General features: G+C 49.6%; 8 protein-coding genes. 2 read left to right on the top strand and 6 right to left on the bottom strand.

The window, feature by feature from the left end:
- Positions 1-21: 21 nt before the first annotated feature.
- The 5 genes from Q4E93_RS21165 to Q4E93_RS21145 all read right to left on the bottom strand — a co-directional run bounded on the left by Q4E93_RS21165 (position 22) and on the right by Q4E93_RS21145 (position 9,483).
- Positions 22-2,067: an amidohydrolase family protein gene (locus Q4E93_RS21165; RefSeq protein WP_303588648.1), complete on the bottom strand. Its 2,046-nt coding sequence runs from the start codon at positions 2,065-2,067 to the stop codon at positions 22-24.
- Positions 2,068-2,088: 21 nt separating this feature from the next.
- Positions 2,089-3,516, bottom strand: a complete 1,428-nt coding sequence (locus tag Q4E93_RS21160) for a hypothetical protein (RefSeq protein ID WP_303588647.1) — start codon at positions 3,514-3,516, stop codon at positions 2,089-2,091.
- Between the two features lie 156 nt (positions 3,517-3,672).
- On the bottom strand, positions 3,673-6,309 hold the full coding sequence (locus Q4E93_RS21155) for a Z1 domain-containing protein (protein ID WP_303588645.1): 2,637 nt from the start codon (positions 6,307-6,309) through the stop codon (positions 3,673-3,675).
- Positions 6,310-6,311: 2 nt separating this feature from the next.
- Positions 6,312-7,913 (bottom strand): ATP-binding protein, encoded by a 1,602-nt coding sequence (locus Q4E93_RS21150; protein WP_303588643.1) that lies wholly within the window; start codon positions 7,911-7,913, stop codon positions 6,312-6,314.
- A complete protein-coding gene (locus Q4E93_RS21145) occupies positions 7,870-9,483 on the bottom strand; it encodes a DNA cytosine methyltransferase (protein ID WP_303588641.1) in 1,614 nt (537 codons plus the stop codon). Before Q4E93_RS21145 ends, Q4E93_RS21150 begins: the two co-directional genes overlap by 44 nt.
- A 309-nt stretch (positions 9,484-9,792) precedes the next feature.
- Between Q4E93_RS21145 and Q4E93_RS21140 the strand changes: the two genes are divergently transcribed.
- Positions 9,793-11,940, top strand: a complete 2,148-nt coding sequence (locus Q4E93_RS21140) for an ATP-binding protein (protein ID WP_303588639.1) — start codon at positions 9,793-9,795, stop codon at positions 11,938-11,940.
- Positions 11,941-11,943: 3 nt separating this feature from the next.
- Positions 11,944-13,305: a hypothetical protein gene (locus Q4E93_RS21135; protein ID WP_303588638.1), complete on the top strand. Its 1,362-nt coding sequence runs from the start codon at positions 11,944-11,946 to the stop codon at positions 13,303-13,305.
- Here the strand turns inward: Q4E93_RS21135 and Q4E93_RS21130 are convergent.
- A complete protein-coding gene (locus Q4E93_RS21130; protein ID WP_303588637.1) occupies positions 13,283-13,642 on the bottom strand; it encodes a hypothetical protein in 360 nt (119 codons plus the stop codon). The genes Q4E93_RS21135 and Q4E93_RS21130 overlap by 23 nt on opposite strands.
- Positions 13,643-13,726: the final 84 nt, after the last annotated feature.

Genomic DNA, 13,726 nt, shown 5'->3' with positions numbered 1-13,726 from the left:
CGCATGCTTATTGCCCGGGGCCTATTTTCCAAATCCCGCCAATCCATGAAGGACCACCGGATCATACACCCGGCCATCCTTCACCACCGTACGCACATTCCGGATATCCCGTATGCGGGCCAATGGGTCTCCTTCCACGATGACCAGGTCCGCCCTAAAGCCGGGCGCAATGCGGCCTGTCACTTTATCCAGCTTCATCACCTGTGCCGGAACGATGGTGGCGGACTGGATCGCTTCCAGGGGGGTAAAGCCCGCGTCCACATAGAGTTCCAGCTCCCGGGCCACGCTGTAGCCGGGGAATCCCATGTCTGTGCCGGCCACTATAGGAACGCCTGCGTCAAACAGCGCCTTGGTGATCTTTTCCGCACTGGCCATGATGGGCTTATAACGGGGCGCCACATCCGGCGCCATGCCCATGTTCCTGAACAGCGCCTGCAGTGGCAGGGGCAGGGTCTGGTAGGCAGGCTCCATCTGGGTGATATCGTCCTTTGTATTGCGGAAGATCATCTCGAAAACGCCTAGGGTCGGGTCGATCACAGTCCCGTGCGCCTTGACAAACCGCAGCACCTCCTGGTTCGTGCTGTCCGTGAGGTCCACGCTCCTGTCCTTATTCCTCTTCATCACCTGGTAGACATACTGGATATGATTGATCATGTCCATGCCGGAATCGACGCCCTGCTGCAGGGTCATGCCCTCGGGGATATGGCCTGTCACCGTCAGGCCCAGCCGGTGGGCCTCATCGCAGATGGCCTTTACCACGGGCGGGGTCACCGAACTATAGATCTTGATCTGAACAAATCCATGCTCCTTGTATTTTCTCACGATGGCCACGGCCTCTTCAGCCGTTGACGCACGTACGATCCCTAAGCCCATGGGGCCAGGTCCGTCGATGATGCCTGCCTTTAAGATATGCGGTCCCACCCCCTTCCCGCCATCGATAGCTCCCTGGATAGCATCGATGTATTCGAATTCGTTGCCGCAATCCCGCACGGTGGTCACACCCGCCGCCAGGTAGGCCGGTCCCCATTCGGCCTGCTCGAAATGGGCATGCATGTCCCAGAGGCCGGGCAGGATGGTCTTGCCTTCAGCGTGGACGACGGTGTACCCAGCCGGAACGGCCAACTCCCCGGCTTTTCCGACAGCCTTGATCAATCCGCCATCTATTAACACTACAGCATCCTTCATCGCCACCCCACTCACGACATCTATCAGGGTACCGCCTACAATGGCCGTGGGCTGTGCTTTGCCAAGGGACGCGCCATACTTGCCGGAAAGGGAAGAGGGGCCCTTGCCGAAGAAGGAAGACACATCCTGACCCACACCGGACGCTTTTCCGCCCCGTGCGCCTGCCATTTCCTTTGTAAACAGCTGCATCCCATGCATGGCCGCGGATCTCAGCAATCGGGGCAGCAAGGATTCATATTGTTCCTGCATTATTTCCAGCTTATCCCCTTCCGCGTCATTGGTGATAATACACAACAGCTGGTCGCCAGGGCCTGTCCACAGCAGCTCATTGCCCCATACGAGGCCGCTGATGACATAGCGGTCCAGAAGCATGGGTCCTACCTCATCCGCCCCGTCCTTGCGGATCCTCACGGTACCGCTGGGCAATATGGAGATGCTGTCGGGTTTGCCATGGCTTTCCCAGTATTTCAGCAGCATCATCTGCACCGTGCCAGGCGCATAGCCGGCGACAAGAAAGCTTTGCTTCGATAGATCGCGACTATAGGTGCTGTCATCCACTCGGATAGACGCCGTCCTGCCGTGTATGACGATGCTATCGTTGATCGTAGAAAACCGGGACGTATTCCCTTTTATCCATAAGCTCAGGGGGTCGTACTTAGCAGTGATCCCCAGGCGGGCTTTCAGGGGCACCGGGGTGCCTCTGTCCGTGAACTTGAATGTTACGTCATAAAAGAGACCAGAGTCGGTGTGATGGACGATATAGCTTTCCTTGCCGATGTTCTGGGCGAATTTATGCAGGAGGAACGTGGCGCTGTCGGGGTTTTGCGCCATAGCGGCAAATTCCCGTAAAGCTAAAAACAGGAGTAAGAGACGCTTTCCCATTGTTTGTATTGTGAACCAAATCTACACAAAAATTTCCGACCGGCGTTTGTCCCCGATTGTGTGTTGCAGGGCTATTTTCTTCCTCGCCGAACGCAAAATAAACTCAAAAAGCATTGGCACAAACACTATATCCAGGATCATGATAGATAAAGCATATCTGAGTGTTGCAGGCGCCGAAAATATAATAAACAGAAAATTCCCCGACCAATATGTCATAAAAAAAATCAGAACCTTAGTAGTTAAACTACCTTCAGCAACATGGCACCTGCGAAAGAAAAAAATAATTACCCCGATTAATACCAGCGCATTAAGTATGGTAATTATTTGTGGAAACATGGCAATTGAATAAAGGGAATCCGGGCTGCATGGCAGCCAGTCTGAATTATATCCGAACCAGTCATTTACAATACCAGGGATCTCATATCCTCCCTGTGGATAAACGTTGGTAAATTCTGCTCTGGGGCTTATAAACCAGTCTAAGCCCTGCCCGACATAGTACCTGATGTATTCAACAGGATGTCTTTTTATGAGATAAACGCCATAGTCATGATAGAGCTTTCCTACCGAGGACCACTTCGGCAGATCCGAAGTCAGCGGATGGATACTTAACTTCATACCACAATATTGCATCAAGGGACTACGTGCATCCCAGGTGAAATAAATCACCAGCCGCCTGTCCGGAATCCCATTGATCGGCGATTCCGGATTGTTCATTTCCTTCAAAACCAGCTGGTGCAATGATCGCAGGGCCGGCGGTGGTGTATCCTGTTCCCGATGAGAAATATGTCGGTACATGATCAACGCATTACCTGCCAGTTGCCAGCCGGAAAAGGGAGAAAAATCCCGGATGCCTGATTGTTTTTCAAATAATGATGCCGTATACCAGATAAATCCGATAAACAGCAGGCAACCCAGGACTAGTCCGGATACCTTTACCCACCAGCGCACTTTTGAAAACAAAATAACAGGGACAGTAATCAAAGGATAAAAGGCGGCATAATATCTTAAAGAGAACAACAGTAAATTAGCAAATACGAGCAGGTACACCAGGATTGGCCGCGGCTTATGCAGATACCACATCATTATGGAAAACCAGAAAATCGTCAGGGCGGCGAATATTGCATCCGATAAAATATAATTTGTTATGGACAGGATAAAAGGATTCATTACCAGGAAAAAAAGAATAAGCAGCTTCACCCATTTCCCCGGACGCAGCAGGTACAATACAGTAAAATAGAGGTAAAGGACGGCGGCTTCCAGCAGCAGGTATTGAAAAATCACGATTGCCCAGTCTTTTCTGGTAAGCGTATGTATCCATCCGAGTAATTTTGAATAGCCAATCGGCCAGGCCGTCAGTTGTGTATTATGCCATGCAGCCCGGACATATTCGCTGCTGTCGCCAAATATAACAGCGTATGGATAGTAAATCTTAAGGAGGATAAAATGCAATATCAGCAGACAGCCTGCCCAAAGTAACAGGTCTGCGTTCTCTTTAAAAATGAAGTTCCTGAAAGAGCCGGAGGTAGTCATTCTGAAAGCGTTTTGGACAAAGTTAAACTTGCAGATTATCTTGTCCTGTCCCAACTGTTATCCATTCGGGAGCGATTACTGCCCTATGTAATCACTGGGCTCTTGCGGACTTTCCGGCAGAACTATGGCAATGCCCAGCACATCCTTATGTTCCGTCTCAATCCCCTGAAACAGATCAATTCTCTCATTGACAGTGGGATTGGGCTTTTGAGTTGATGATTTGCTATCCTTTGCAATCAGGTATAGCAGGAGCAATGGGTTCTGAGCCGTCCTGCCATCATAAGGATCGGCAGCATCATGCCCTAAGTCTATCTTTAAATGGTCGGACTCAGTCAGTACGCCGATGTTATAACCTTTTTCCGTATACTTTCTGCTTCTTCCGGGCCTGTTGATCCGGAGTCCTCCATAAAGAACAGGGTCTCCCTTATACTGTGGTTTCAGGTTGCCTGCTACCGCCACAGACCATTGTGTCAGCTCCGGGCTGAATCCGGTGATTCTCCTGTTGATGTATTCCAGCAGCCGTCCATGATCCAGGCCAGGTCCATACATGCCTTCCTTACCGACAAATCTGTACCTGGCCAGAAAATCCTCCAGCACCTGGCGCCCGTCGGCCTTCCTGTCTGCCAGAAAAACGCCACTGCCGGATACAGTCCTGAACCCGCCGGCCCCTCCTATCGCTGCGATAAAACTTTCGCCCAGCCGGTAATTTTCTTCCAGCATGTCCGGATTATCCAGGGGCAGCCAGATGGTCTGGTTAATGGATTTGCTGTAGGATATCTTTCTGAACCTGGCGGCGCCCATTTTATTAGGAGCCGTTACAGTGAGGGTGTGATGCGCTCTTATGGACACAGCCATATCCAAAGGAGTCAGCCCATCGTCTTCATACCGGTAAATCTCGCTCCGCAATTCGCTTTCCACCAGGGACAGGTGTTCGAAAGATTCCCAGATATGCCCAGTGGTGAATACCCTTGTCAGGTCTTCATAACCCTGTCTGTATCCGAACCACCTGCCCATCTGCAGTAAAGTGTCGTACTGTTTGCTGGCCCTCAGATAATAGCTCATCATCAGCCCCTCCAGCGTCAGCCCCCGGGACAGCTGGTTGCCCCCCACAGCAATGACTTTTACTTCTTCATCGGTGGAGTAGTCCAGCTTGTCATAACTGCTGCTGTTAAGCTCCAGGATTCTGAGGGCGGAAAGCACGTCCGCCAGTTCCTCCCAGACCTCATCGAAAGCCGGCAGCGACCTGTCAATATGCAAACCTTTATTGATAGCTTCCGCGTCGGCGCTGAAGGATACCCAGAGCTGAGCATATTCCTCTTTCAGCACAGCAGCGTGCTCGTTGTTTCCATACCGCCCGGTGATCATCCTTACATAGTCATATATAAGCTCATAGATCGCCGACATCTGGGTCACGATGTGCGTCACATGCACCAGCATGCTCATGGGTTTCCGGCTGTCTCCACGCAGGTTCCGGACAGCGCAGGAAAGGAGGAAAAGGTCGATAGCTTCCGACAGATGGACGCCCATTGCACGTTCGCGGATCAGCTGACCGGACTCGTCGGGTATGTTTTTTACAAACCTTTCCGCAAGATCGCCGCTGAAAATCATGGAAGAGCCGAAATATCCCTGGGGCTCCGGAAGAGACACGATAAAGTTGCGCGGATACAGATCATCTTCATGCGTATCAAGGAAGCTGCCCATGTCTATAAGGACATTGGCGAAAGGTGTCGCCGTATAGCCTACGTACGCCTTTTTGCTGAATAGTTTGAGCAGCCTTCTGATACTGTCGTTCGTTTTGCTGAGATCCGCGTCGGAATTATTGGCATTGGTATCGATGGATGCCTGATCGGCTTCATCGTCTATCACCAGCACGGGAATGCCGGCCCTGAGGTCGGGTGATGCCTTGGAAAAATAGCGGATCAGGCTGTTGAGGACCCTTGTATTTTTCTTTACCACGACCAGCGTGGGCGTTTCATGCCTGCCCAATACATTAAAAGCAGCCTGGCTTTTCGCGGAAAAATCGTTTTCGGCCGTAGTCAGCCGTGTCCAGCGATGCGCCGCTCCGGGCGGGTCGATGTAATTTTCTTCGGTGTCGACTTCCTTGTATCCGGTCAGCTCTTTATCCAGCCGCACCTGGGTTTGTTTGCGCAGTACCTTATGAATCCCCGCCAGAACAATGATAAGCCTGTACCCTGCATCTGCAGCCTTGGCGATCAGCGCCGTAAAATTGGCCGTCTTTCCACTCTGAACATATCCCACCACCAGACCCTTGTAGGAAAATTCAGTTCTGTGCGGATTAGCCAGATTACGCATGATGACCCTGGTCGCCTCATCGATGGACCTGATGATCCTGCCGGCTTTCTCATAGCCGTATTTTTCTGTCAGCTCGATGGAAAGGAAGTCCTCGAGCCTGTGCCAGTAATAGCTGTCGGCGGGATTGTTATTTTCCTGCAGCCAGTCACCGTACCATTCTTCATGCTTCTTTGGGTCGGTGACCACAGACACCGGAACGAGGGAAGTGCCATCATGTGATTCCTTATACTGGATGATGGTAAGCAGGTTTTTCTTCACGTAAACTTTCTCTTCTTCCGTCAGGCCCTTTTCAGTAACCGGGTCCTTTATCTCCAGTTCCTGCGCGAGGTTGAATTCGCTGCCTTTCAGCCGGAAGCGTTTAGCAAGGATATCAATTATTCTCAGGACGGCTTCATTCATAATCAGAAGATTTTCTCCTTCGTCAGCCTTGCCAGCGCCTGCGAGGAAACAGTCTTGAATGTTTCGAACAAATGCGCATTTTTTTCAGTCTTGTTGTATAGCTCTGCAAACGCAAGAGAAAAGATCAGCGCATCTATCGCACTGGTTGCAGCCTTGTTTGCTGCAGACTTATAGATGTTTGTATAAAAAGGGTGCGCGGCATTGACGATTACCTTGAATTTTGCTCCCTCGTTACAAATGATCTTCCACAACTGTCCGTTGTCCAGTTTGCCCGAGACAATTTCATAATCCTGTTCGCCGCCGTATTTCAGGAATTCTTTTATTTTATTTGACATCCACGAGCCGGATGGATTTACTACTTCCACCTCGGGATCAGATTTTCCGTTGGAAGATTTTGTGCGGATGCCGGCCTCCTCGATCAGTTTACGGGAGATGCGGTTCATATTGCCGGTGTTCTTCCGGATCGTATTGCTGACGGTGAGATGATCGTCGGATTTCTTATACTTCGACTTCGCCTTTTTTACGACCAGCGGGTTTACAATAGTTTTCAGGTGCTGGAACAACATCTCCGGAAACTGTACCCTGGATTTATTCACTGTAATCCGGAAGATTTCATCGAGACCGGGGTCTATATCGATGCTGATCCTGGCCAGCTTGTCATGCTCATCCTTAGCCTTGGTGCCATGCCATCCCCCAAACCGTATAAGCCGGTTGGCCCTGTAGATATAATAACCTTGGCCGTCGTTCCAGGAAAGCAGTCCTCTTCCTTCTTTCCACGCGGACTCGCTGGAGAAACCCTCCTGCGTGGGCAGCACATAGGCTTCGATAGCTATCGGGCTTCTGTAACCAGGTATTTTAAACTTTCCATCTTCCTTCTTTAAAACAATCTGTTCGGTCTCCGGCTCGCTTCTGCAGAAAGGATCCCAGGGCTTCAATGTCTGCCCGTTGACTTTTATATCGACCGAGCCCCCCTTACCAAGGCTGCCGTCCAGAAACCGGTGGTAAACCATCCTCAGGTGCAGTTTCAGGTCTTCTTCCAGCCTGAAAATAAAATTCTGGGCCAGTTTGTCAACGGTATATGATCTGAATTCCTTGTCGATATAGAAAAGGTCGTCCCAGAGCACCAGTGTTCCGGCCTGGTTAAGTACCACTTTCTCCTTCAGCAGTATCTCCTCTATCTCTTTCGGCTCAAGCTGGATCAGCTCCCACCCTTTCTCTCTTATATGACTGATATCCCATCTGTATCCGCACACCAGCGATCTGCTCTTTTTTGAAATCACCGTCAGGACATTGCAATGGCTCAGGGAAGCCGCCTTCATACCCATGCCGAATTTGCCCAGGTCGCCGGGCTTATATTCCGTCTCGACACCCAGGCGCATCGCCTCTTCCAGCTCCTTTTCATTCATCCCGCATCCATCATCCAGAATTCTGCAGATTACCTTACCGCTCCGGAACCTGAAGGTCACGGCTACATTCCCGGCCGCCACTTTCTCCGTAATCGAATTGTCTACTACATCCGCTACCGCGGAATTGAGGTCATAACCAATGGCCCTTAAAGCTTCAAACGTTCTTAAGGCGTTGGGGATGCTTTTTATTACTTTCATTCAGGGGAGATTTAAATATTTTCAGAACGACTTTTGCTATCTGATGCGCCAGCAGCGGTGGTACCGCATTACCTACCTGCGTGAACTGGGCCGTCATGGTTCCGCAGAAGTAATAGTTGTCGGGAAAGGTCTGGATCCTTGCGGCCTCCCGCACTGTCAGGCTGCGGCACTGAGTGGGATCGGGATGAATAAAATAATGCCCGTCCTTGGAAATATGGCTCGTAATCGTCTTCGATGGCCTGTTCCACACCTGTACGCGAAAACGATCTGAGAATGTCTTAAGGTCCTTGCCTTCGGTTACATTTTTATGCGCCGGCAGCAGGGACTCAGGAAGCTCGTTCAGCTTTGGCGAAACCTTCCGGACTTTCGCAAAACTGGATATGAAAAAGTAACGGTGAAGATCGCTTTCCATATGCGTCTTGGATAAGTGATTACATACCCCTCCTAATCTTTTGTCTAAGTACCAATCCGGTCTGTAACTGACATTCACTGCCGGATAGGGAACATAATCCGCGCCCATACCGTTCTGTGGCAGCGTCACCTGATCAAGGTTCCTGTATATTTCCTGACATACCATATTATCCACACCGTCCAGAATGCCTTCGCGGGCAACCTGGGCAAGCGCCGCCTTCCACAATTCATTACTGTCATTGCCTCTCGAAATACCACTTCTGATCCTGGGAAGTCCCTGCAGCACTTTTGAAACAGGTACCTCGTCCGCATCTTCCAGGATATCAGGTATCACACTGATGTCTTTACGTACGCCCAGTAATATGACCCTATGCCTGGACTGCGGTATACCATATTTTTCAGTCATGATCACATAATCCATCTGTCTGCCGTATGCAGGATTGCCCGCCGGATCGTCACTCCCGGACTTTACTACAAGGGAATAAATCCTGTATCCCGGGCAGGTGAGCAGTCTGCCATTCCTCCACTTATCCCGTAATGCCACGGACGCCGGATCTGAAAGATCTGCAAGCATTTTATCAAACATCGGACTTTCCCTGGTCTCCGCCGACAGAAGTCCTTTTACATTTTCCATGACAAATACCGAAGGACTATGAACCGCAAGTATCCTCAGATATTGCTTGTAAAGCCCTACCCTTTCATCCTTGCTTTCATCCAGCATCTTCTCCTGCCGCCTCGACCTGCCTACTACGGAATATGCCTGGCAAGGTGGCCCCCCAATCAGGAGCCAGTCTTTCCTGCCCTCCAGCGCAGCTTCGATCCTTCTGTCCACTTCGGCAGTTGCTACGGCGCCCTTACCTTCACCCAATGTTGCATGCCATGCTTCATCCAGGGCAACTTCAGCCTGCTCGGGCCACATAAAATATAAATTTGAAAGCGAAAGCTTCCCTTTCAAAAATTCATAATAATCATCCGGGACATCGCCGGGATCAAACTGGCGAAAAAAACTCCTGAGCGTCAGCGTCTGATGAGCATTGAGCTCCTTTTCCACTGAAAGGGCAATTTTGAAAGCGTTGCCACCCTTAGCGTCCGGCAATGCCGAAAACCCCTCTCCGAGTCCGCCCGGACCTGCAAACAGGTCAATCACAGGTATTGCCAAGCTGGTGCGATTTAGTTGTTCTTAAAAAATTTGGCAAATATTACTCTTTTGAGACGAAAACGGAATTTACTTTTTATCATTGAAGAAATGGCGTACATAACCGAAAATACCGTTAAAACACCTGAAGGGGAATCCGGTACGGATGATAAATTACTCATTTTGTAAATTCGAGGGGCCGGCATATATATTTATTTTTATAATCTTTGTACTGTATTAAATGGCGCCAAAAAACAACAATCATCTCTATAAAACCAGGTAAATCGTAGATTGGTCGCAAATTTTCAGCAGGATCGATCAATGTAACGCAGTATGGCAAACGAAATGGATTCTCACGGGAAGGAAATAAAGGCGCAATTCAGGCCAAGGGCCAGATTGCTGATTCAGTTGGGTGACCAGCTGATAAAAAATGAGAGCATTGCGCTGGTTGAACTGGTGAAAAACGCCTATGATGCTGATGCCACCATCGTGGATATTCTTATGTTCCAGCCGGACATCCCGGATCAGGCGACTATCATTATCGAAGATGACGGGTATGGCATGACCGTTGACACGGTGCAGAATGTCTGGCTGGAGCCGGGCAGCGACTTCAAATCACAGAAAATCAAGAACTTGGAGGTTTCGCCGAGATACCACAGGCTGCCCATCGGCGAAAAAGGCATCGGCAGATTTGGCGCCCATAAGCTGGGAAACGTCATAGAAATGACCACAAGGTCCGCCGGCAGCAGGGAAGTCTATGTGCGCATAGACTGGACGGATTTCAACAATCATAAGTACCTGGAACAGGTGCCCATAAAAATATTCGAGCGGGAGAATCCCGAGGATTTCCCTGGCGATAAGACCGGTACCCGGATAGTCATCCGGCGGCTGAGGAAGCAATGGGACAAGGCGATGGCCAGGGAAGTCAAAAGAGCCATCACAGCGCTGGCTTCCCCCTTTGATGAAATAGATACCTTCAGGCCTTCCTTTTCGATCATCGACAAGCCCGGCTGGTTCCAGGGCCTGCTGAAATGGGAGGACATCCGGGAATATGCGCTGTTCAGATTCAAGGTGGACATGGAAGGATCGTCGATTACATCCTTCGACTACCAGTTCACTCCATGGCCCACTATGCCTAAAATCTCCCCCCGGAAAATCAATGATGGCGATCCGCTGATCGAAACATTCCTGAAAATCCATGACGAAGACCAGAAAGATGCCTATGTGACCCTATCGGACTACAGAATAGGAAAAATCACATTTGAAGGGTACATTTTCGACCTGGATGCTTTTGTGCTGAAGCTGGGTGTCTCTGACAAAAAAGGGTTCAGAGACTATATGCGCACCAATGGCGGCGTAAAGGTCTTCCGTGACGGGCTGCGTGTATATGACTACGGGGAGCCGGAGAACGACTGGCTGGGACTGGATTACCGGAGGTTTCAGCAACCTGCCAAGGCCGTCAGTAACAACCTGATCCTGGGCGTCGTTCACATAGACCGCAAGGATAGCATGGACCTGGAGGAAAAGACGAACCGGGAAGGTTTTGTGGACAATGACGCCTATCAGGCATTTAAGAAAGCCATACTTCATGCCCTTGGCCTGGTAGAAACTCTGAGGGCGGATGATAAAAAGGCGTTAAAGGAGATATATGGCCCGACAGCTAAGTCCGAGCCTGTGGCCAGCCTCCTCGCGGAAACCAGAAAGTATGTCGAGAAAAATGTGTCAAAGCCCACCGTCAGACGGCGCATCCTGGAATACCTCGACAAAATAGAGGCTGACTATACGCTCGTAAATAACAATCTGCTGAAGGCTGCCGGCGCAGGATTGAGCCTGTCGGTAGTGGTGCACGAGGCAGAAAAGATCATCAATGAGGTAGAGAAGGTATTGAAGTCGGAAGGCACTACAGAGAGGGCATTACACCTGGTACAGCACCTGTCTTCGCTGATAGACGGATATGCGGAGATCGTCAGGAGATCCGCGCAGACCAGTGAAAATATTGTTGAGATCATCGACCAGTCCCTTTTCAATACGGAATACCGGCTGATCTCTCATAAAATCGAGGTGGTCAAAGAGTATAAAAACTACAAAGGAACTGTTCAGATAAAAGTGGCCAGGAACCTGCTGATAGGCACGCTGCTGAACCTGATAGATAATTCCATCTACTGGCTGCAGCAGCAGACAGTAAAGGCAGAGGAAATAAAGCAGTCTTTTGAAAAGAAAATTTACCTGGGTCTGTCGGAAGATGATCTCTATCTCCATCTTATTCTGGCTGACAATGGAACGGGGTTTCTCATACCGACCGGGAATATCACAGAGCCCTTTGTCTCGGCCAAGCCGGGGGGCATGGGGCTGGGCCTGCACATTGCGGGAGAGATCATGGCCTCGCAGGGCGGGAAACTGTTATTCCCGTCCCCGGAAGATCTGGACATTCCCCCGGACTTTAAAAATGGAGCTATTATCCAGTTGACTTTCAAAAAATAAGCTATGAACATCCCCCTGAACGGACGCATTGCCATTATTGATGATAAGGTTGAGCAGGCTCAGCCATTGATGAACGTGCTTGCGCAAAAAAGATGCGCCTGTATGCATTATACAGGAGAGCTGCGCAATCTGCCGGAACCAGATCAGGCAGGCAATGATATCCGCATCCTCTTTCTGGATATCAATTTACTCGGCAATGCCAGCTATAGTGCTAAACAGCTGAAAGGCCCACTTGTGGGCGTGCTGGGAAGAGTTATTTCAAAATCGAACTTCCCCTGGGTGCTGATCTACTGGAGCCGGCACGAAGAAGAACATGGTGGTCTGGTAGATGAAATCTTCGCTAATGATCTGTCTGACAGGAAACCGATAGCCACGCTGTCTCAGAATAAATCCGACTACTTCTCCATGGACGGCAGCAGGATGCCAGATTTTGACGCTAAAGTAAAGGGTCTCTTTGCGGCAATATCCCTGAAATTGCAGGAAGAGCCCGCTTACAGGCATCTGATTGACTGGGAAAATCTGTTGCACAATGCCGCCGACAAAACTTTGCAGGATATTTTCAGCACTTATCACACCGACTGGAAGAATAATGCCAATTACCTGATAAAAAGACTGGGAAAGAGCTTTGCGGGAAAAACTTCTTTAACAGACACCCCGGAAGGAATGATCAGAAGTGCCTTTCAAACGCTGAATAACGTTTTTGCGGACACTTTAGAATATTCGGTTAACAATACAACCATTTCATCTCCTGGGGAGATGTCCTATAACCCGGAGTTTGCCACCAACAGTATTTACAAAGTCAATAAAAAGCTTTTACTCTCGGATGACAGTAATATTATTGAATATTCCGGCATGGTAATTCAAAATAGCAGATCATCAGCAGACAAGTTGTATAATGAAATACTAAATAGTTCTTTCAACAGGGCCAGAGTGAAAGAGGCAATGGATCCCGACACACCGAAGAAAGAGTTCGAAAGCATATGCAGCAAGATAAGAGATGCCATCAGATCGTCGTGGAAAAGGCTACATCTGGTTGTGACACCCCTGTGTGATGTGGTGCAGAAAAAGTCCGTGAATATCAAAGTCGTTTCAGGCTTTTTAATACCTGGTGGCCTCATAAAAAATATCGATGAAAGATCTGAAGCGGTTTTTATTTCGCCTAAATTTCAGATAGCCAATGAGGTATACGCGCTCGTTTTAAATTTAAGATATTTCTATACCATTGACACCCCTGAAGAGCTGAATCAGGAAGGCCTTACCCCCCTGTTCCGCGTAAGGCAATCATTACTTGCAGAGATCCAGTCCAGACTCGCCAGACATCTCAGCCGCCAGGGTGTATTGTTCATCGACGATAATTTTTCATAGCATCCTTCACCACCGCCCAACCCAGAAACTCAATAACAGAAGCTGCCGTCAGCGCGTTGATGATATTGCCGGCAACCGGCACCCATCCTATCAGGAATTCAGAAATACCCCTACCTATCATCGTAGCAATGCTGCCGATGAAGAGGCCCTTCGAGATCGAATCTTTTAAACCCACCTGGAATACCGCACCCAGCCGGATGACCATGATAACCTCGATGGGCACCAGAATGATATTATCACTGGCCGGCAGCTGCGCCATAAGAAGAGCGGCCAGGGCGCCGGCAATAGCAGCCCCATGGACAATTCTCCGGCTTTTTATCTTTTCGGGATAAATCATCCTGCAATCTACTAAAAACCCGTGCCATCATACATTACAATCAGGCCTCCAAAAACACCTATATATTTGCTATAACATCCTCTT

It is taken from the genome of Flavitalea plasmicola, from assembly GCF_030546645.1.
Lineage (GTDB): Bacteria > Bacteroidota > Bacteroidia > Chitinophagales > Chitinophagaceae > Puia.
This window is presented reverse-complemented; position numbering and strand designations above follow the sequence as displayed.